Origin of the sequence: Alkaliphilus metalliredigens QYMF (assembly GCF_000016985.1) — a bacterium.
GTDB lineage: Bacteria > Bacillota > Clostridia > Peptostreptococcales > Natronincolaceae > Alkaliphilus_A > Alkaliphilus_A metalliredigens.
In genome coordinates this window covers 2,257,778-2,278,937 of record NC_009633.1, presented here as the reverse complement: position 1 = coordinate 2,278,937, position 21,160 = coordinate 2,257,778, and the positions used below count along the sequence as shown (strand labels likewise).

Annotated in this window: 15 protein-coding genes, 1 pseudogene and 1 CRISPR repeat array (1 of these 17 only partly in view); of the genes and pseudogenes, 4 read left to right on the top strand and 12 right to left on the bottom strand. The window is 33.4% G+C overall.

The window, feature by feature from the left end; genetic code table 11:
- Positions 1-4,007: a CRISPR direct-repeat array (repeat unit 30 nt; unit sequence ATTTACATTCTACTCTAGTTCAATTAAAGG); it reaches 58 nt to the left of the window's first position.
- A gap of 184 nt (positions 4,008-4,191) precedes the next feature.
- The 8 genes from cas2 to cas6 are packed head-to-tail and all read right to left on the bottom strand — an operon-like array spanning position 4,192 to position 12,302.
- The gene (cas2, locus tag AMET_RS10845; RefSeq protein WP_330368745.1) at positions 4,192-4,500 is read right to left on the bottom strand and encodes a CRISPR-associated endonuclease Cas2; all 309 of its coding nucleotides are present in this window, start codon (positions 4,498-4,500) and stop codon (positions 4,192-4,194) included.
- Positions 4,475-5,467 (bottom strand): type I-B CRISPR-associated endonuclease Cas1b, encoded by a 993-nt coding sequence (gene cas1b, locus AMET_RS10840; protein WP_012063330.1) that lies wholly within the window; start codon positions 5,465-5,467, stop codon positions 4,475-4,477. The genes cas2 and cas1b overlap by 26 nt, the downstream gene beginning before the upstream one ends.
- A 10-nt stretch (positions 5,468-5,477) precedes the next feature.
- A complete protein-coding gene (cas4, locus tag AMET_RS10835) occupies positions 5,478-5,948 on the bottom strand; it encodes a CRISPR-associated protein Cas4 (protein ID WP_330368762.1) in 471 nt (156 codons plus the stop codon).
- Positions 5,949-5,992: 44 nt separating this feature from the next.
- On the bottom strand, positions 5,993-8,224 hold the full coding sequence (locus AMET_RS10830) for a CRISPR-associated helicase/endonuclease Cas3 (protein ID WP_012063328.1): 2,232 nt from the start codon (positions 8,222-8,224) through the stop codon (positions 5,993-5,995).
- A 21-nt stretch (positions 8,225-8,245) separates the two neighbouring features.
- Positions 8,246-9,025, bottom strand: a complete 780-nt coding sequence (cas5b, locus tag AMET_RS10825; protein WP_012063327.1) for a type I-B CRISPR-associated protein Cas5b — start codon at positions 9,023-9,025, stop codon at positions 8,246-8,248.
- On the bottom strand, positions 9,012-9,896 hold the full coding sequence (gene cas7i / locus AMET_RS10820) for a type I-B CRISPR-associated protein Cas7/Cst2/DevR (protein ID WP_012063326.1): 885 nt from the start codon (positions 9,894-9,896) through the stop codon (positions 9,012-9,014). Before cas7i ends, cas5b begins: the two co-directional genes overlap by 14 nt.
- Positions 9,896-11,560 (bottom strand): Cas8a1 family CRISPR/Cas system-associated protein, encoded by a 1,665-nt coding sequence (locus AMET_RS10815; RefSeq protein WP_012063325.1) that lies wholly within the window; start codon positions 11,558-11,560, stop codon positions 9,896-9,898. The genes cas7i and AMET_RS10815 overlap by 1 nt, the downstream gene beginning before the upstream one ends.
- 13 nt (positions 11,561-11,573) lie before the next feature.
- Entirely contained in the window at positions 11,574-12,302 is a 729-nt protein-coding gene (cas6, locus tag AMET_RS10810) for a CRISPR-associated endoribonuclease Cas6 (RefSeq protein ID WP_041720668.1), read from the bottom strand.
- A 171-nt stretch (positions 12,303-12,473) separates the two neighbouring features.
- Between cas6 and AMET_RS10805 the strand changes: the two are divergent.
- Positions 12,474-13,833, top strand: a pseudogene (locus tag AMET_RS10805) (transposase); the annotation flags it as partial.
- Between the two features lie 270 nt (positions 13,834-14,103).
- On the opposite strand, the gene AMET_RS10800 reads toward AMET_RS10805, so the two are convergent.
- Positions 14,104-15,051: a helix-turn-helix transcriptional regulator gene (locus AMET_RS10800; protein WP_012063323.1), complete on the bottom strand. Its 948-nt coding sequence runs from the start codon at positions 15,049-15,051 to the stop codon at positions 14,104-14,106.
- Between the two features lie 303 nt (positions 15,052-15,354).
- Here AMET_RS10800 and AMET_RS10795 point away from each other — a divergent pair, with 303 nt between their 5' ends.
- From AMET_RS10795 to AMET_RS10785, 3 genes are all read left to right on the top strand, one after another.
- The gene (locus tag AMET_RS10795) at positions 15,355-15,822 is read left to right on the top strand and encodes a helix-turn-helix domain-containing protein (RefSeq protein WP_012063322.1); all 468 of its coding nucleotides are present in this window, start codon (positions 15,355-15,357) and stop codon (positions 15,820-15,822) included.
- Between the two features lie 69 nt (positions 15,823-15,891).
- The gene (locus AMET_RS10790) at positions 15,892-16,107 is read left to right on the top strand and encodes a hypothetical protein (protein ID WP_012063321.1); all 216 of its coding nucleotides are present in this window, start codon (positions 15,892-15,894) and stop codon (positions 16,105-16,107) included.
- Positions 16,108-16,470: 363 nt separating this feature from the next.
- The gene (locus AMET_RS10785; RefSeq protein WP_012063320.1) at positions 16,471-17,427 is read left to right on the top strand and encodes a recombinase family protein; all 957 of its coding nucleotides are present in this window, start codon (positions 16,471-16,473) and stop codon (positions 17,425-17,427) included.
- Here AMET_RS10785 and AMET_RS10780 read toward each other — a convergent pair.
- The 3 genes from AMET_RS10780 to AMET_RS10770 form a co-directional block, all read right to left on the bottom strand.
- The gene (locus AMET_RS10780) at positions 17,358-19,013 is read right to left on the bottom strand and encodes a transglycosylase domain-containing protein (protein WP_012063319.1); all 1,656 of its coding nucleotides are present in this window, start codon (positions 19,011-19,013) and stop codon (positions 17,358-17,360) included. The genes AMET_RS10785 and AMET_RS10780 overlap by 70 nt on opposite strands.
- Before the next feature lie 185 nt (positions 19,014-19,198).
- On the bottom strand, positions 19,199-19,996 hold the full coding sequence (locus tag AMET_RS10775) for an ion transporter (RefSeq protein WP_041720663.1): 798 nt from the start codon (positions 19,994-19,996) through the stop codon (positions 19,199-19,201).
- 266 nt (positions 19,997-20,262) lie between these two features.
- Complete coding sequence (locus tag AMET_RS10770; protein WP_012063317.1) at positions 20,263-21,003, bottom strand: GTP pyrophosphokinase; 741 nt, start codon at positions 21,001-21,003, stop codon at positions 20,263-20,265.
- Between the last annotated feature and the right edge of the window lie 157 nt (positions 21,004-21,160).

The following is a 21,160-nucleotide window of genomic DNA, read 5'->3' as shown; positions in this document are numbered from 1 at the left end:
TCTTTGTACTTTACATTCTACTCTAGTTCAATTAAAGGATCCGGCCACAGCATTCCATGTCTGCATAAATTTAATTTACATTCTACTCTAGTTCAATTAAAGGTAAGTGTTTTGAGATAACACGATTATTGCCTGCTCAATTTACATTCTACTCTAGTTCAATTAAAGGATTTACAAACCCCGTAAGGCAGCTCTTCATTTATTTTATTTACATTCTACTCTAGTTCAATTAAAGGGGGGATATGTAGAAATCAAACAAGAGGTCCTTGATAAATTTACATTCTACTCTAGTTCAATTAAAGGAGAAATAAGTCAGGCTTATTCTGATTTGCCTGCTGGATTTACATTCTACTCTAGTTCAATTAAAGGCAAGGTTTCTTTGCATTGTTTCACTTAACTTAACGCAATTTACATTCTACTCTAGTTCAATTAAAGGTGTATCTGATGTTTCTCATTTTACCGCCTAATTCTACATTTACATTCTACTCTAGTTCAATTAAAGGCCTTTTACAGTACCTAATATAATTTGTGGCTCTGGTTCATTTACATTCTACTCTAGTTCAATTAAAGGGCACAGATGATGGATTGAATTGGATTCCTCAAACAAATTTACATTCTACTCTAGTTCAATTAAAGGCCATGCTTGGTATGTTTTAAAGGAACCTATAAGGAAATTTACATTCTACTCTAGTTCAATTAAAGGGCGCATTTCAAATATTATACGAAGGAGGGTTAATTAATTTACATTCTACTCTAGTTCAATTAAAGGGAATGCTGTGTTAAATAGTGGCAAAGCCCAGGAGGATATTTACATTCTACTCTAGTTCAATTAAAGGTTTGTTCCCATGCTTTTAAGCCACGTTACAGTTTGATATTTACATTCTACTCTAGTTCAATTAAAGGTTAAATAACAACAAGTACCAAAGGGGCGTAACAAAATTTACATTCTACTCTAGTTCAATTAAAGGAATTAAATATCTCTATCATAAAGCTAAGGACTACTATTTACATTCTACTCTAGTTCAATTAAAGGTTCATATTGCGCTTTAGTGCGTGTTCCTTCCCACATATTTACATTCTACTCTAGTTCAATTAAAGGGCTATAACCCCTGCAATCGCACCCACCACTAAAGCCAATTTACATTCTACTCTAGTTCAATTAAAGGTTAGTGATTTAAAAGTAATGCGACCTGTATTATAGTTATTTACATTCTACTCTAGTTCAATTAAAGGGTGGATTGAAAGTAGTTAAAAACAAGGTGTGCGATATTTGCATTCTACTCTAGTTCAATTAAAGGGGTTCTGTAAGGGTATTCGTAGCCTTTCGTTTCAAATTTACATTCTACTCTAGTTCAATTAAAGGTTGGGAACATCCCATTTGGCACAGGTACCTTTAGCGGATTTACATTCTACTCTAGTTCAATTAAAGGGAGGTGTAAACGGCATACTATCCTTTGTTATGTCAACATTTACATTCTACTCTAGTTCAATTAAAGGCCTTGAGATCATCAGGAATGGAGCAGGAGATGTTGATTTACATTCTACTCTAGTTCAATTAAAGGTCTCGGATGATTGCATTGTCTAAGGACACTCTAATATTTACATTCTACTCTAGTTCAATTAAAGGTTGCTTTTACGGTGGATAGTGGTAGTCTCTTCCCTCATTTACATTCTACTCTAGTTCAATTAAAGGCTTTGCTTCAACACTGGCACTGGGAATCGGGTATAGTATTTACATTCTACTCTAGTTCAATTAAAGGTGGTGTCTCCCAGTGCAAACTCTTCATCCTCAAATCCATTTACATTCTACTCTAGTTCAATTAAAGGACTGACTCGCGCATATAGCCCTTTTTAGGCATACCCTATTTACATTCTACTCTAGTTCAATTAAAGGCCTTGATCTACATTTGCCCTAGTGCCCCTTTGACCTATTTACATTCTACTCTAGTTCAATTAAAGGCTAATTTCAAGTAAGCTGCAATTAGTTTCGCAACCTTATTTACATTCTACTCTAGTTCAATTAAAGGGATCTTCACGATCTCATGATCCAGTTTTTTATTAGAAATTTACATTCTACTCTAGTTCAATTAAAGGGCAAACGGAGTCCTACCTAACTCCGTGGTTTTCTTTATTTACATTCTACTCTAGTTCAATTAAAGGAATAATAATATAATTTAAACCACTCCTTATTGTTTATTTACATTCTACTCTAGTTCAATTAAAGGTTTAAATGGCAAAAACAAACTGGCAAGATCCTCAAACATTTACATTCTACTCTAGTTCAATTAAAGGTTATCTAAAGTAACGTAAATTACATGAGTATTAAAATTTACATTCTACTCTAGTTCAATTAAAGGAGTACAAGTACGGGATAATTTTCGACCATGCTTAGGAATTTACATTCTACTCTAGTTCAATTAAAGGTTTGGTTGGATTCAGGGTTTGCATAATGCATTAGAATTTACATTCTACTCTAGTTCAATTAAAGGTAAATGCCATTATCATTATGAACCAAGTCCTTCCAAATTTACATTCTACTCTAGTTCAATTAAAGGGTAGGTAATTTAGTCTTATTTACTTTGCTAGTAATATTTACATTCTACTCTAGTTCAATTAAAGGATCTAACAACATTTCCATCATTCTGCCTATTTCGATTTACATTCTACTCTAGTTCAATTAAAGGTCTCAAGATATATATGAACGTGATCCTTTAGCTTTATTTACATTCTACTCTAGTTCAATTAAAGGAGTATGACCAAACTATCTGAAATGACAGGCATATCTATTTACATTCTACTCTAGTTCAATTAAAGGTAAATATCAATTCAATAGTTTGCAATTCACTATCTATATTTACATTCTACTCTAGTTCAATTAAAGGATTTTGTTCTACATCCTTAGTTAGTTGCTTAAAGCGATTTACATTCTACTCTAGTTCAATTAAAGGACTATTTGAATATAGATTTGAATTGGTGGTTGCTGATTTACATTCTACTCTAGTTCAATTAAAGGCCATTAACCCTTTGAATTTCAATGCACCTGTCCTCAATTTACATTCTACTCTAGTTCAATTAAAGGGGGAAAAAATTCCACCTTTGACTTGCAAGGGCAATTATTTACATTCTACTCTAGTTCAATTAAAGGTTCTTCACCGCCCAACATATTATTCCCACTAAATGGATTTACATTCTACTCTAGTTCAATTAAAGGAATCTAATGCGTTGAATAAGTCTATCTTATATTCTCTATTTACATTCTACTCTAGTTCAATTAAAGGTGTTTTATAAAAATGAAGATGGACCTATTAATCATATTTACATTCTACTCTAGTTCAATTAAAGGAATAATGCCAATCGTAGTGATTACTTTCCTAGTCATATTTACATTCTACTCTAGTTCAATTAAAGGTGTAAAATATGATGTTAGTATCAACACTGTTAAATCTATTTACATTCTACTCTAGTTCAATTAAAGGTTTTGAGAAGAACAAAACCAGTATAGCGGAATACTTTATTTACATTCTACTCTAGTTCAATTAAAGGGTTGGCGATACTGTTTTTACTACAATGTTCTAACACATTTACATTCTACTCTAGTTCAATTAAAGGAAGATGATTTGAGGGTTATAGCAATGTATGCAAAATAATTTACATTCTACTCTAGTTCAATTAAAGGACTGCATCACCACAAGACTTTTCTAATGGTTTTAAAAATTTACATTCTACTCTAGTTCAATTAAAGGGATAATACCGAAGCTTTAGAATTGCTTGCCAATGCAAATTTACATTCTACTCTAGTTCAATTAAAGGGGAGGGATTATATAGCAGATTGCAAATTACTCCAAAATTTACATTCTACTCTAGTTCAATTAAAGGCAGCAAAGGATAATTTAAGTCACATCACAATTATTATTTACATTCTACTCTAGTTCAATTAAAGGCAGTCTGGTGCAATATTTATTATGTCCAGTAACACCATTTACATTCTACTCTAGTTCAATTAAAGGGCGTTCACTTAAAAGCGTTCAAACAACTGGCTTATTGGCTAATATCCTGTCTAACCACAGCTTTTACAAAAAATTAAGTATTTCTAAAAATGAATTCTTCACAAAATACCTTTTATTCATGTTGCTATCAATCATTGTCTATCTCCCTTATTTTTTACACTACCATAGGTCGACAGATGAGTTTCTAAAAAAAATTAGATGTTTTATCATCTTCTTTTCCTAAAAATTCTTTTGTTAGCCACTTCTCATCTCTACTGTTAAATATGATAAATGAATCTTGCTCCTTTCGGATGTATTCACTTAATTCTTTCTTCAATTTCATCAAGTTTAACTCCGTCAAGTTTCCTTCAAATACAGAATTTTGTATATGGGTTAAATACCTTTTGCAAATTTTAAAAGTATTTCTCTGTACCTTGGCTCCAGTCTTGTCCATCATTATATCATACATTAAAATGATATACATATGCTCACCACCAAATTTTAAATCCATCATATTGTTTTTCATCAATAATATCTTTGATCAGCTTATAACATTCTAACCTAATCAAGTATCGGTAAGAAACTTCTCGCCCCAGCCCTTTATGGAATAATGTTCTTTTAAGTCGTTGATCGTACTCTATTAAGATTTTCTTCTTACCAGCTTCTTTCAAATACAAGTAATTAGATTCTTTTTCAAAATCCTGCTCAGTGATTTGATTTTTGTTAAGTAATGAAAATATCATTCTTTCACCAATTAAAGGTTTAAATATCTCTGCTATATCTAAGGATAAAGAAAACCTCTTGGTTCCTGGCTCATGTAAATAACTGATAGTAGGATTTAATTGTGTCTTATATATTTCAGACAGCACAGTGGTATAAATCAAGCTATTTACAAAAGAGAGCAATGAATTAATCAAATTATCTGGGGGTCTTTTCTTTCTTTTTTCAAATCTAATATCTTGTTTCACTATTGCATTCCAAGTAGAGTAGTATATTTTTCTGATGTTTCCCTCAGTTCCCATAAGTTCATGAATACTTGCACAGTAATCTAAACGCTTAATCAATCTCTGAATATCTTTCATAGCTGATTCAACATCAGTTCCTCTACCATTGTAATACCTTAAATTTCTGTATATGTTATGAGCAGCAGATTTCAACATCTCTTTTGCAATTCTTACTCGTTCTTCAGTATTATCATATTTTTTCACTTGATTTACAAGCAAATGTCCACTTACGTTACTTTCTCTAGGGTAAAAGCTCCCACTATAAAAACCATAATAATTAAAAATATGCATCGTAGTTTTTTGCTGGGATAAAAAATTAAGTAGTTTACTGTTTGTCTCTATTTCACCAAAAATATATATTTCATCTGTTACTTCAGATTTCAAATTTTTCTTCTGGCCCGATAATGTGCTCATCACTATATTATTATCTTTTCTTTTCAATTGACCATCCTGGAAAATATAAAAAGTCTCGCCCACATTACCCCTCCTATATGTAGCAAAGCTCATAATAAGCACATTTTTTACATATGCCTTTTGTACTGATCACAGGTGGAATTTTCAATGATCTGATCTCATCTATTTTATCTAATATCTCATTTAAATCTTTTCCATCCTTTTCACTCACAAACACATCTTCTCTTTTTCTAAGAAGGGGGTAATCTAATACCCCCTTCTCAATCTCAACACCTTTATTTCTCAATAGCCATATATAATATTTTAATTGCCATTTTGAAGCTTCATTCACTTTTCTTGACTTTTTAACTTCGTGTATCACTTTCCAATCCTTAAGAAAATCTATATTAATCTCTTCATCAATTAGAATATTTTTCTTTTCTCTTTTATATGAGGTTTCGTCTATCAATTTTCCCATACTTACCAACTCACTATTGTCTTCCATTGTATAGTGACGACTAAAAAACCATAGTTTTCTTTGACAGACAAAATAATAGTACACCATTACACCTGTTATCTTTTGCATATCTCTCACCCTAATCCCATTTTTTATATGAAATTATCAAATGGAGCCTTTTTCACTTTACTTTGTTCAATGTACTGAATCCCTAACTCTTTAGAGTAGTTGCAATTGAGTATAGGAATAGACTCATATCGATTGATATTGATATTTTTTATGATATTACCTTGCCCCCTATGATAGGGCACACTCATCGTAAACTCCATTAACCGACTTCTAATGACCGACTTTTTTGTTCTTAGTACCCTTCTTTCTTCTTCATCCATGAGCTTACTGTAGTTTTTGGATAAGATAAGAATATACTCACTAATTGCTTCTTGATTTTCTTCATATACTTCTCTTGGAATTACTGTAATAGAATGGATATTCCTAAATATTTTCTTTACTTCGTTTTTAGATTTTTCATGGTCTTCTATACTGGTTACATAGTCTATATTACTTTTGATTTGTTTATAATACTTTGTAGCCTTTAAATTTTCTGTAGTATATAAAGATTGAACCAAGTTCATCTTCTTTTCTTCTTTTAACTCCCCCCCAACATCTTGTAACGCTGTTTTGGATAATTGAAAAATATCCTCATCTATGACATATCCAATACCACTACACTCTTCTGCTCCTCCATCAAATACATAGCAGTTATATCCGTCTTTCTCCCACTCTCTCCCTCTGTAGCATCTGCCCATTCGTTGAAAGAGTCCATTCAAATCTGATAATTCAGTAATAAGTATATCAAAATCAATATCTAAAGAAGCTTCTACTACCTGAGTCGTTACCCATACCCCATATTGCTTAGACTCCCTATGCCCTATTTCTAGTATCTGTTTTTCTTTTTCCTTACGGTCCTTCTTGATAAAGTTACTATGAAATAAATTCAAATTCCTTATTTTCTTTGAATCCTTCAACAGCTTATACATCCTTTGAGCTTCCTTTACCGTATTACAAATTACTAATACTTTGTTTTCATTGTATAAATCCAGAACAGTATTGTGGTTTAGTTGTTCATTGAGGACTTTTACACTATGACGAATCCTTTGATTGTTGGTAAAGGTTTTAGGAGAAACAAAAGTTATCTCTTCCTCTTGTAACAAATCCAGCACCAAATCTGGTAAAGTGGCTGTCAGTATGGCAAACTTGCCTCCAATTTTTGTAATATAAGACAATCCAATGATTAGATATGCTAGTAAATCTGCTGAGTACATTTGAACCTCATCAATCACAACCTTAGCATATGCTAAAGTAGCTAACTTAGACTCAAATCCTCTGTATCGGTAAACAAAATCAAAAATTTGGTCTAATGTACATATTGTTAACGGCAGGGATAATTGTTTGGTCTTGTTATAATATTCATCAATGTCAATTGCCTCTCCATCTCGATTCAAGTATTCACTATAAGTATCAGAATGTAGTAATCCAATTTTATTTTCATAGCCTTCTTTTATCATGTCTAATGCGATACGATCATACATGGCATTGATAGCAGTTTTAAGTGGAAGCGTAAAAAATCCTTTGTTATCTCCAATCCATAAAAGACCCGCTTCTGTTTTCCCCATGCCCGTTTCTGCAATAGCGATGACATTATCATTTTTATGAAAGAGCATATGCCTTTGTAATTCATTCCATTCTGCATTGGAGTTTTTTTCTTGCCATTCTTTCATCAAATCTCTTAAACAATTGTTTAAGAAGTTGTTTTTCACTTCTATGTCTATATCTCCACTAGAAGCATAGTCAATTCGATTTAATAGGCCTTTTACCTTGATATATGATAAAAACATTTCTTCATCCTCTTGCTGATAAATTCTATCCTTGGAAAAATATTTTGCGCTTAAATTTTTGACACTTATTTTTTCTATCTTATCATAGCTAAAATGGATGCCTTCACCTTTTAACAACTCTATTTCTTCTTTAATGTCATTGTGATCATAGTTAAACTCTCTTTCATGATGATAGGCGATGGCATGGGCTAAAATTTTTATATCGCTTTTACTAAACCCTTTATCTTTCAACTCTTTTGAATTAATAAACGCTAGACTTAAAATTCCATGGGGAATTTCGTCTTCCGATTTTTTTATTCCTTTAATCTTATCTTGAAACTTCAAGTTCATTTTACCTAAATCATGATAAAGGCATGCAAGATATAATATATCCCAATTTACTTGTAAATTGGGATATATTAATTTTAACAGCTTATAGTTTTCAATCAAATGATCCGTATGCTCCTGGATGGTTTCTTCCGGATTAGATTTTGCTAGATATCGTTTCATTGTTTTCCTCCTATATCATTTTTAAGAAGCAAAAACAATATTGCCATCTTGGTCCATTAGGACAAATTCACCTTCTTCATCATCTCCAACAGCTTTAATATGGGAAGTGTATAGTACCTCTACCTTCTTCCACTTCCTGAAAATCTTAGGTGCCTTCTTCGTCCCTTGATTGACAAGTTCGTAGTTTTTAGTAAGCTTATATCTTGTACCTCTACTTCTAATTCCAGGCTCTGCACCATCTAACACAACTTCTTCATCTCGAATCATTTTCAAAGGAATATAGGCCGCATAGTTTTCATCTAGTACAACATCCTCTTCTAATTCCTTTTCAGAAATATCCACCACTGTTACTTCATTGATAACAGCTAAATCTTCTCTTCTTCCTAATGAAGGGTATTCTCTTGGATATAAAAAAGCCTGTTCTATTTCCTGGATCAAGTCCTGATCCGTGGGAATGATATGTATCAAAAGTTCTACCTCGACTAAAAGTTCCGTAGTAGCTACACCTTGACCTACTCCAAAATCCCCAACTTGAATTTGATGTCTTGTTGAATCAAATGTCATGCCGTTTTTAAATTCATATCTGGTAAACAAATCATTGGTCTTCGAAAAGTACTTTCCTTGAATACTAATATTCATCTCTTTATACTCCTTATAATCACAAAGACTATGCACCATTCCTATGACTGTTGAGTAAGGGGGTAACGGATAAGTTTCCTTTAATTGAAAGCTTGTAGGTTTTTTGTAATTTGCAGTTTCTTGGTAGAGCTTTATCCTCACTGCTTTCTTAGTTTGATCCATAATAATCATTCACCTTTATCTTTAAGGTACTAAAGAAGTTTGGCATAGACTGCGGGTTCAACCTTTTTTTAATATCTTGATCATTGTTAAATTTACCTTCAATTAAGCCAGCATAGGTATCCTTCTTAATCCTGTCAAAAAGTACCCCTTCTATTTGATCTACAATTAAATTATTATCTTTTACTTCTAGTACATTTTGAAAGATAGGATTTTTCACGTCATAGACTCCTCCTATAACAAATAGGGGTTTTAAATCCTCTCTTCTTCCTCTTATATCCCTATATAATAGAGCAATAGTATCAAGTAATTGATTAATTCTTCTAGCTTTTTCTTCATTAGGTAGTACACTATCATATACTTCATCTATTCCTATTTGATCCAAATCTATAGTCACCGTATATCTGTAAAATGATTTATGAATTTCTGCTTGGGCGATATTCATATTTTCTTGCACTCGATCTGCCAATCCTTTATTTGTTAAGAAATCCATATCTCCTTTAAATGATTCTAATGAGATTGCATTGGATAATCTAACTTTAGCGGAACGCTTCTTTCCGCCTGAACCTTTTTCTGTTTTTAAATATCCAAAGAAGTCTAGCTCTGGATAATCCATTATTGTTGCATCGGGATGAAATTGGATTACTTTTTTGTCTCCACTCCCCTCTGCTCTTACTTGGGCAAACTCTTCTCCAAGTTGTTCAATAATGTTATATCTAATAGCTTGCCTTGAAATATAGGTGTACTGCTCCCCTTTGCCTCTGGCTATCTTTTTTAAGGAAGCAACATTGCCTACTGACTCTCCGTAATTTGCACTTTCAGCCTCAAAAATCATAGACAAGGTTAATCCTTTTGGTTTCATTTGTATTTTCATTATTGATCCCCCTCTTTATTTTGATGGTCTTTACCTTCAATTAATCCAGCCACAAAAGCATATCCTATTGTCTTATATTTTTCCTCATCCTCTAAGGCATCCAAGAATATACTAGGTACTGTCTTTTGAGCATACAGATAACAGTTTAATAAAGTATCCATAAACATATCTTTTTTGTTAGTTTTCAGTGCATTTAATAGACGGTAAGAAACTCCATTTAACTTATCCTTTGCTCCTTTTACTTTATATTGCTCTCGCAGGTAATAGCCTGATACATTTGCCTTTTTAATCATATCTTGATCTGCATTTTGCATATAGCCCATCCCTTCCAAAAATCTAAAGTTTATTTCCAAAACACTAATAACTTGCGATGTTGTAAATCTACAATTCTTAGGGCTTGATAGTTTGTACGAAAGAAGCTTATGTATAAGTGTAAATAGGTTTTGATTATTCAATACTCGTTCAATTACTAGCTCGTAAATATTAAAATATGTGTTCACTTCTTTAAATCCACTATTGTGAATATATCCTAAACTATGTTTAGATTGTTGAATAATTTTTATCATTTGTCTTGTTAAGATATTAAACCTGTACTTCTCCTCTTCGTATCTAATTACTTGAATATCAGCCAATTCATATTTAATTTTCTCATGAATCTGCTCTTGAATAGATTTAACTAAGGCCCTATAGGTTAACAACCGGTTGTCCTCATGTTCTTTTAAAATCTCACTTTTTATTCTCTGGTTTACATTGACTGCCCTTTGAAAACTATTATTGTCATTAATATAAATACCTTTCGAGTAAACATATGTCATCCCCGCAGGCACACAAGAAAAGACAAGTTTACAGATCGGACAGATTGCAATATCGTTGACAAAGTCCCAAGTGTGAGACGCTTTTCTGCTAACATCGAAACCAACCTGATTCAAGAAGCTTAAGTCATTCTTCAAGTCTTTCATTTCTCTATCACATGTAAAACAATTATACTTTTTCGTGCTTTTATCATCACCCATGTAATCTTCAACTGGTTTCACGAAATAATTCTTATAATCCATATATATGTCTTTTTCTTTTGTCTGTGGATTTAGGATACTTACCCCATTCCATCCATTTTTGATAATCGTATAAATAACATTTTTACCTGCTAAATACTTCTTATAATCTTCCTCCATACAGTGGCCAATAATTTCATTTAATTTATTCACTGTCTCTTTAATTTCTATCAACTTTTCTCCAATTGTTTCTTTCTTCTTTAACTTGATCGTTTGCAATTTCTTTGCAAGTTCTAAGAGAGTCACTTGACTTCCGATGAGTTCATATGCAGCTTTGTAGCTATTGCTACTCAAGTAATGCTTAACGTCTTTTATATACTGATTTAATGAATCTAGTTCTTCTTCTCCAAAACTATTAAAGTTTTGTTTTTGATGATAAGTAAGTACATCTTTGTATGATATGATCTTATACCAGGACAAATATACTTCATATTTCTCAATAAAGTAAGTGAAGTACCTTTCTTCAAAGTTTTCTAGTTGAGATTGATCCATTTCGATTCCTTGTTCATTCATTTTTACCTTTTCTCCGGAATGAACTAAAATATTATATAATCCTACTAGCCCTGCATTATATAGCCAATCATTCATTTCCAATCGTATTCTTTGTGCCACTATCTCACCCCCTCTACACAATATCTACCATGCCAAATCCACTGCCTCTCTTGCTTCCTATCCCAGCTTTATATAGATAGTCTAAGATATAAGGTGCTCCCTGAATCCTAATCTTAGCTAAATTAGAAAGTATTTCGATCCCATAGTTTTTTACCTTCACTTCTTTGTTGTCTTGGGATACTTCTATACTAAGCTTTCTAGAATCCATTAAAATCCCTTCTCCAAACGCATCTTTCAATTGATATTGAAGATTTTCTAGGAAAACAGCTTGTCCTTCTTCCGTGTTGAGTGAGTGGTACCAAGTTTTTTTGTTATCTCCTTGATGTTCCCTAGCTACAATAGGACTCATTGTTTTAAAGATTACTTGATGCTCAGTGATTAATTTTTCCCTCTTCAAATTTATTTTACCAATTGTATATGTGTTATCTCTTATAGAAAAAGCTTTTCCTTTGTTCATTAACATAGAGTTGAAGAACATAATCCCATCCTCATTATGGTATGTAGAGAAATTCAAATAAATTTTCTTGCTAGGCACTAAAATCTCTTCTCTTAAAAATTTGCAATCACCTAGGTATAATGAGAAAGTAAAATCTTTTGTTTGATTGGGAGTATCTTTATATAAGGCTTTATAGTACTCCTTATTGCAACTACTAAAGCAATTTTTAATGATTGATAAAATAATCCTGTTTTTGTCCTTAGGTAACATTTCTTTTTCTAAAAAAATTTCTACACCAAATCTCACTTCTCCACCTCCTTTCATTTTAATTGTAGTATTAGGCGTTTGCAAAACGCCGCAACCCGCACTATTGCGGGACTTTTTTAAGCATAAAAAAATATAACTCCTCACCAGATTGTGGTAAAATTGAATTGACAGAAACAAATTCACCCAACCTGAAAGGAGTTATATATGGCTATTTTACCACATAAACAGCTTTCTTTGGCTGAAATTCATTCCGATTGTGCCAATTATTTTGAAAATGATAAACATCACTTTCTTTCTCTTTTAAAAGAAAACCTTAATCTTAATGAGATAATACCTCTTTCTTTTCATCGTAATTACTATGCATCTACTGGCAGACCTAGAAAACATCATCTTACATCAATGGTTTGGGCTTTGCTTCTGCAGCGGATTTTCTCCATTCCAAACGATACATTGTTGCTGACTTTTCTTCAGTTTTCTAAGGAACTTAGAGATTTTTGTGGTTTCACCAATGTACCTGATGCTTCTAGATTTACTAGGTTCAAACAAGATTTTTTGCCAGACTTACAGTCATTCTTTGAGCATCTTGTGGATGTCACTGAACCTGTTTGCCAGGCTATTGATCCTCATAAGGCTTCTATGACTATCTTTGATACTTCTGGCATTGAAGCTTTTGTTACTGAAAACAATCCTAAATACGCTAATAAAATTATTAAACAACTTAAAGCTTTTAAAAAGGCTCATAACCTTGATGATTCCTATGATCCGTATAAAGCAGCCTATGGTTCCATGCCTTCTCATGCAGCGGCTAATCCAGAAATTAAGCAGCTTTACATCAATGGTCATTTTTGTTATGTCTATAAATTTGGGATGCTCACCAATGGTCTTGGTATTGTGCGTGATATTACTTTTTACGATCAAGATTTTATGAATGCTCATCCTGACATTGTTGTTGACAAAAAATCTAACTCTCCTGATGAAGATAAGTCCCTTGGTGATGCAAAAGCTCTTTTACCAGTGTTATCTGACTTTTTTAATAAACATCCACTCATTCAACCAGATACCTTCATCGGGGATGCTGCTTTTGATACCATATCTATCTACAAAGGAATTTTTTCGGATTTAAAGTTCAATAAAGCTTATATCCCCCTAAATCCTAGGTCTTCCCTTAGCAGCTCTGAATACACTCTTACTGAAGATGGGATTCCCTGTTGTCCTCATGATCCTAAACTACCTATGAAGCCCGAAGGCAATACTTCTCATCTTCGGTGTGGTATTCCTACTTTCAAGTTTGTCTGTCCTAAAATGTCTTGGACTAAATGTGGAGACGGCAAGTATCGACGTCGACATAACTGCGATAATCCCTGTACTTCATCACCTTGTGGTCGAATGATTTATGTGTATCCTGAAAAAGACTTACGTGCTTATCCTGGTACCATTCGGGGCACAGATGATTGGGATGAAACCTATAAAAATAGAGGTGTAGTTGAACAAACCATTAACCATTTTAAAGATAGCTTTTGTATTGCTAATCGAAGAACACAGAATGCTAAAACATTACATGCTGATTTATTGCTTGCTGGTATCACCCAGCTCGTTACTGTTATACTTGCTGATAAAATACATCAACACAAATACATCAGAAGTTTAAAACCACTTATTGCATAGTTAACCGGTACGCCTTGTCTCTATAAAAAATTTAATCAGCAATCAATTTTCTGCCCTTCTAACTACTTTTCAAATTTAGTTTCGCAATTACCTATAATTGTAGTATATAAAGGGGAAATAGAATGTACCATTAAAAAGTAATTTAGCAAACAACTACATAAGTTCAAATTTTTACCTACTGATATATCTTTGTCATCTTATGGGCTTCCGCTATAATCTCTTCTTTCAACTTTGATGGTTGTATTACCTCAGCACTACTCCCAAGACTCATGACCCATGTTTTTATTTCTGCATAGCCCTTTATTTTTGCTTCAAAGCATATGGTTTTCTCATCTATTTCTGTTATCCTTTGATCCTTTGCGATCTGTTTTTCCTTTACAATTTCACTCATAGGATAAGAAATATTTAATTTAAGATCTATGAACTCATCATTGTATATTCCAAAGGATTTTTCTAATACTTTATCAAAATTAAAGTCAGTATTCCCAGTAAATTTTTCATCTAATACCCTATATTCAATAACTCGAGACAGTTTGAAAAATCGTATGTCCTTTGCGGTATCGCAATAACCATAAAAATATGTAGCCCCTTTATAATCAAAAATCCCATATGGATTGACTAATCGTTCTCTTATTTCTATTCCATGCTTTTTTAAAGATTTGTATTTTATGGACGCTCTTCTGTTTTGGTTAACTGCAATATTTATATCTACCCATGTATGCTTTTCTTTTTTTAGAATTTCATCTGATTCTCTCATTGACTTGTTATGATAATTAATTTCCTCTGTGTGTTGATTGCAATTTAATATTTTGTTTACTGTAGTTTCAAACCTTGATTGGTAGTGATATTTTCCGCTTTGTATTGTTTTGTTTGCCATTTTCAAGGTAATTAGCTCTTCTTCAGTAAGGCCAATGGCATCTAATCTTCTCTTATTTTCTAAGTAGTACCCTCCAGCTCTTCCTAGTTTAGAGCCTACATATATCCCTGCCATTTCTAAATCTTGCTTATACTTTTTTACCATCCTAGGAGTTACCTCTAGTGCTTCCGCAATTTCTTTAACCCTCATCGCTCCTCTGACTTGTAGTAAAAAGTACATATTTAGGGCATTTGATACCTTAGACATTAAAATCTCCTCCCTCAACACTAGATATAGATGTTTTAATATCTATAAGTGCTATACCAAATATACTACTGACACTATCACTCAATTGAAAAATGTAATTTCTATGTTCTAGCATATGTCTAGTTTCTATATTAATCCTATTAACCCTTTATTTTCCTTAATATTCAACATGTAAGCTAACATAGTACAATTCATGTTAAAGTTATTTTGGATCAAAGTGCCTTCAGAGCCTATGTACATAATACCTAGATTTGTGTATATTTCATATTTTGGTAAAGACTCTCACCTATAGGGGGGAGATCCATGTCTGATATCCATAAAACCTTAGGTAAAAACATTAGAAATTATAGGAAAGAAAAAAACTTAACTTCTGTGGAATTTGCAAAGCATATTAATATTTCAACTGGCCAATTGAGCAACGTTGAAAATGGAAATCATGAGGTCTTTAGACTTGGTCTTCTAGATAGAATTACAAATTCCCTTGGTGTTTCTTTAGGTGAGCTATTACAAACCAATTCTATCGATATAAGAAGTTTATATATTGAGGAAGCAGTTAAGAAGGTACTTATCAAAGAAATGCCCAATGACTCAAGTGATCAAATTCATATTATCAACGAACAGTTAAATACCCTCATTCACTCTTACTTAGCCACTATTTCAGAATATCAATGCGATGTCGATAAAATTCACTCTATAGCAGATCATGTAATTAGCCAACTTCAATTTATTAAAAACTTAAAGGTAAGCAATAGCAAAGCCTCTGCATCATAGGGGCTTTTTTTATGTCCACCATTCTCATATATTTGAAATTTATCGCAAAACAAACGAATTGTTCAAGAGGTGGATGAGAAGTTTATCGAGGATGCAGTGGCTCAAGTAAATGCCCTGTGTGAAATGATTTGTAATACTGAATCATTTGAGTATAGCCCTACCCCTTACTGTAAAAACAACTGTGAATTTTATGATTCCTGTGAAGGGGTTCAAGACACTAATCTTATGGCTTTAAACTCTCTTAAGGAAATGGCAGATGGTGGACTAGCGCATACATCCTTTTAAAATCTGTTGTAAGAATTTTACGAAGTCATAACTTTTAAAAAATCTCCCATTCAAATAGAGTCAGAATTTGTACTTTCGTAAAATTCTTATGACTTTTGTTGCCTAAAGTCAACGATTTTAAGAAATATATTTATTAAATACATTGCTCAGGAAATATTATCAAACAACCTATTTACAATTTTTAAAATCTTTATAATGATTCTCATTCATTGAGAATATATTTTAAGGAGATGTCGATGAAAAATACTAATACACACAATATTTCAATTACCTACAGAAATGATAAAAATGCTAAAGACGCATTGATTAATATCATTTTAGATTATATGCTGAACGAAAATTTCATAAGAAAGGAAGGCTCAAATGGAGGAAAAAATCATTGTTGATGATCCCAGCGCAAACTTTGCAACCGTTGAGGATGATATCTTATTTTTAACACCTTATGACTATGCAGCCATTTATGCTAGAAAATTAATCAAAACTGAGAGTCACTCGATCCCCTCTCAAATTTTCACAGGAAAACAAGTCATTAATTCGAAGGGGTTGCTTATATATAAATCCTATTGGGATAGCGAATCTGCATCTACGTATACTTATGACAAAAGAAATGGCTTTTGTGAATTATTATATGACTTGAAACAGGATAAATTTAAAACCCTTGTCGTCTTCAAGAGGGATCGACTCTCTAGAAACTTCAATGAACTCCTCAGTATTAAAAAGCTATGTAAAAAACATAATGTGAAGATCCTATACTCTGCGCCAGGTGAATTTCAAGCAGACTCCAATAACTACTACTCAGACTTTATTGAAAATATACTGATGGGGATCAGTGAACTAGAGTCTAAGGAAATCAACGAAAGAACTTCCTTAGGAAGAAAGGTTAAAAGAGAAAAAGGACTCTATTCTAGAGGAGCCCATATCCCTTTTGGTCTTACAGAGAACGTCGATGAATATTTAGAACAGTATGATGATGAATATGAGTTAGTTCCTCATCAAGTGGAAGCTCCTATTGTGAAAGCAATTTTTGAAGAATATTTATCTAGTAACGTTACAATTGACGGTTTATTAGGCTTTGCCAATGAGATGAAACCATCAAAAGACCCCTTACCTTTAAAGCAAAGTCAAGTTGTGTATATGTTAACCAATCCAATCTACATAGCATATCAGCGTCCATCTGGTAAAGATAAGATATTCCTCAAGGATAAAGAAACGAAAAAGTATACAATTAATCTTACTGGCAGTAAATGTTTTCATAATATTAAAGTCATATTAGATCCTAAGCTTTGGTGTGAGGCTGTATTTTTCCCAGTCCCTTCTTGAACAACTCCCATTAACATTTGGGTCATTCTATAGGCATTTTCTGGTTTCATCACGTCAACTGCTTTTTCAACAACTTCAAATAAAACTTTACCCGTACTAGAGGTAATTCTTGTAATGGCATGTGCTTGGTTCATTGAGCCTAAGTTAGGAAACATACTAAATGCTTGTGCCATTTCTAAAGGAGAAACCCTCTCTGTGAATCCACCAAGTGCGATGCTTAAATTTCGATCGTCTTGATGCATTGGAATACCGGACTTTTCTAGAAAACCAATACCAGTATCGATCCCTATTTCATGTAGCAATGCCACTGCAGGTACATTAATAGAATAGACTAATGCATCAGATAGACTAACGCTCCCCTGGTAGCTGTCATTGTAGTTCCTTGGTGCATAGCCATTAAAATCTGTTTTCTCATCAATTAGCATTGAGTCAGGTTTATAACCATTTTCCAAGGCTGGTGCATAAACAGCCAATGGCTTTATAGAAGAACCTGGTTGTCTTTTTAACTGTGTGGCCCGGTTATAGCCACGATGAAAGTGCTCCCCACGATAGCCTACAAGGCCACGTATGCCACCGTTAGATGGATCCATCACAACAGTTGCACTTTGAACAATTTCGTCGCCACTATTTTCTGGGAATAGTGCCTCGTTTTCATAAGTGGTTTCAATTGCAGTTTGTACAACCACGTCCATTTGCGTATAAATATGTAATCCACCTGTTAAAAGATATTCCTCATCAAACCCATGTTTATGAATGGCTTCTTCAATAACATGGTCAACATAACTAGGATATTTCCCTCTCAAAACATCTAATTCCCAATCTCTCAAAATGATTTCCTCATTCACTGCACTATCATATTCATTTTCATCAATCACATTTTGATCATGAAGTAAATAGAGAACAAGGTTCCGTCGTTCCTTGGCCTTTTCTTCATTTTTAAAGGGAGAATAATGAGTTGGCGCCTTAGGTAAGGCAGCTAAAAGTGCTGCTTCAGATAGGGTAATTTCTTCTATGTCTTTACCAAAATAAATTTGTGCGGCATTCTGAATACCCCAAGTCCCTTCACCAAAGTAGATTTGATTTAAATATAACTCTAATATGTCTTCTTTGCTATATTGGCCCTCGATTCGATAGGCGGTAATGACTTCTTTGAATTTACGAGTATATGTCCGTTCCGACGTAAGGAAAAGATTTTTCGCCAATTGTTGTGTCAGGGTACTGCCTCCTTCAACAATAGAGCCTGCTCGCATATTTCGCCAAGCCGAACGGACAATCCCCCGAAGGTCGACCCCTGAGTGATCATAGAATCGCTGATCTTCAACGGCAACAATGGCAGCCAGTAACTCCTCTGGTATTTGTGATAATGGAACTGGATTAAATTGGGCGGAAGACCGTTCCGATACGACCTCCTCTTCTTTATCAAAAATAATCAGTGCCTTGGGCAAGGGATCCTCTAACTGACTAAGGTCCTCCTGATATGCTCCCACAACTAATATGGTCAGTATCATGACCATTATGACCATAAATACAGCAGCAAAAATAAATATTCCCTTAAGTATACGACGCTTATTCAGTTGTAATTTCATCTGTTATTACCGCCTTCTCTTCTTTTTTAACATGATTCAGATTTATTTTCAAAAAATAAAAACCAATCATTCTCCATGCAATAGCCGTACAAATGATTGGTTAGAAAATCAAAATTTATTTTTTATTGTGATGCACATCTGCAATTACCCTGCAAATTCCAAAGTCTCATGAAAAGATGCTTATGTCAAGAGCCAAACGAACTACCACAATTAGAACAAAATCGATCAGCCTGGGAGTTTGCTTCTGTATTACATTTTTGACATATTTTGGTTTTCACTACACCCTTAGGGGTATTGGCTAATTCGTGAGAGATAATTCCAGTAGGCACAGCCAGAATTCCGTAACCGACAATCATCAACAGGCTGGAAAGTAGCTTTCCCACAGGAGTCTGTGGAGAAATATCCCCATAACCCACGGTGGAAACCGTAACCACGGCCCAGTACATGGACTCCGGAATATTGACAAAGCCATTTTCAGGTCCTTCAATGATGTACATCATGGATCCCACTAGCATGATAATGAATAGCATTGTGAAAAGAAAGACCGAGATTTTAGCTTTACTGGCTTTCAATGCCCGTAATAGTTGACTAGATTCATCAATGTAGCGCCCCATCTTTAAAATACTAAACAATCTAAGCAGTCTAAAGGTCCGGATCACAACCAGAAATCGCACTTGAGGCAAGAAAAAACTGAAGTATATTGGCAAAATCGCTAGCAAATCGATAATGCCAAAAAAGCTCAAGACGTAATCCTTTTGCCTTTCTACAATTAAGAGTCTTAGGATATACTCGATTGTGAAAATAATAAGAAAAAAACCAGTTAGTGCTGTTATCAACAATCCATAAGCATTCCTGATGGAATCCACACTTTCAGCAATAACCAGAAGACTATTGCCGATAATTGCAATAATCAGCATGACATCAAAAGCCTTTCCTGCCGGCGTATCAGTTCCAAATATAATGGTATGTAACTTCTCTTTCATCTTATTGTAGCTGAAAGTCAAATAGTTCACCTTGCTTTCTCAGTATGTTTAAACAGCATAAGACCACTGGGTTTTTAAAAACAAAATATCCTGCCCATGGATTATACCTTACACTTTTCTATCAATCTCATAAAACATTCTTTATGAAGTGTTTTTCAGTGGAGATACTAGCCCAAGCAAATATATTCATCTCATTTTACATTTAAACACATCATTTGACAAGTGCGGAATGTCTATAGCTGTTCAATAAACCAGCATGATTTTTGCTAAATTAAAATGCTCTGTAAGAAGTCATGTGGGAGATAAAATCTCTCATTGTTAATCGAGATTTCTTGTGGATCATCATTAGAATCAATTCGTTCTTTAATTTGGCTGATCTCTTTATGAATGTTTTCCATTTTCTTGTCTAATTCTGACACTGAAGTTGCTGCTTCCTTGAGCTCTGCCACCAACCTATCAGGAATCTCTTTATCATATTTATAGTAAATTTTGTGCTCCAAGCTTGCCCAAAAATCCATAGCAATGGTTCTAATTTGTACTTCCACATAAACTTCTTCTACCCTATCAGACATAAAAATAGGAATTTGTAATATTAAATGCAAACTTTTGTAGCCATTAGGTTTAGGATTTTTTATATAATCCTTACACTTAATGACTTTTATATCTTTCTGATTTCGTAACATCTCACTTAACTCATAAATATCAGAGATAAAAGAACAAGTAATTCGAAGTCCTGCGATATCTTGAACATTTTCTTTTATTGAAGGTAATGTAAGCTCATATCCTTTTTTGTAGGCTTTTTTTACAATACTTTCTGGTGTTTTAAGTCGAGATTCCACGTGTTCAATAGGGCTATATTCATGAATATAACGAAACTCTTGTTTTAGAATATCAATTTTCGTATTGAGTTCATCCATTGCAAACTTATAAGACATCATAAATCGAGTTAACTCTGTCTTTATTAATTTTATTTGATTTGGGTCTATGCTCTTTTGTTTCATTTCCATTTCCCTTCACTCCTTTTATCTACTGTGAATTTCTAATTTTTTTACAGCCTGCTCAAACTCATCATCATCCTACTTCAATCTATCTTTGCTATCTTACTAGGTTCCTTTGACTTAAGTCTCATTTTATGTATTCTTTATTAAATCCTTTAGTTTTTTC

Coding starts and splice junctions, on each gene's coding strand:
- cas4 (WP_330368762.1), bottom strand. CDS start 5,948: ATGGTGTACTATTATTTTGTCTGTCAAAGAAAACTATGGTTTTTTAGT.
- cas2 (WP_330368745.1), bottom strand. CDS start 4,500: ATGATGGATTTAAAATTTGGTGGTGAGCATATGTATATCATTTTAATG.
- AMET_RS10770 (WP_012063317.1), bottom strand. CDS start 21,003: ATGGAAATGAAACAAAAGAGCATAGACCCAAATCAAATAAAATTAATA.
- cas5b (WP_012063327.1), bottom strand. CDS start 9,025: ATGGATCAAACTAAGAAAGCAGTGAGGATAAAGCTCTACCAAGAAACT.
- AMET_RS10830 (WP_012063328.1), bottom strand. CDS start 8,224: ATGAAACGATATCTAGCAAAATCTAATCCGGAAGAAACCATCCAGGAG.
- cas7i (WP_012063326.1), bottom strand. CDS start 9,896: ATGAAAATACAAATGAAACCAAAAGGATTAACCTTGTCTATGATTTTT.
- AMET_RS10775 (WP_041720663.1), bottom strand. CDS start 19,996: ATGAAAGAGAAGTTACATACCATTATATTTGGAACTGATACGCCGGCA.
- AMET_RS10780 (WP_012063319.1), bottom strand. CDS start 19,013: ATGAAATTACAACTGAATAAGCGTCGTATACTTAAGGGAATATTTATT.
- AMET_RS10785 (WP_012063320.1), top strand. CDS start 16,471: ATGGAGGAAAAAATCATTGTTGATGATCCCAGCGCAAACTTTGCAACC.
- AMET_RS10795 (WP_012063322.1), top strand. CDS start 15,355: ATGTCTGATATCCATAAAACCTTAGGTAAAAACATTAGAAATTATAGG.
- AMET_RS10800 (WP_012063323.1), bottom strand. CDS start 15,051: ATGTCTAAGGTATCAAATGCCCTAAATATGTACTTTTTACTACAAGTC.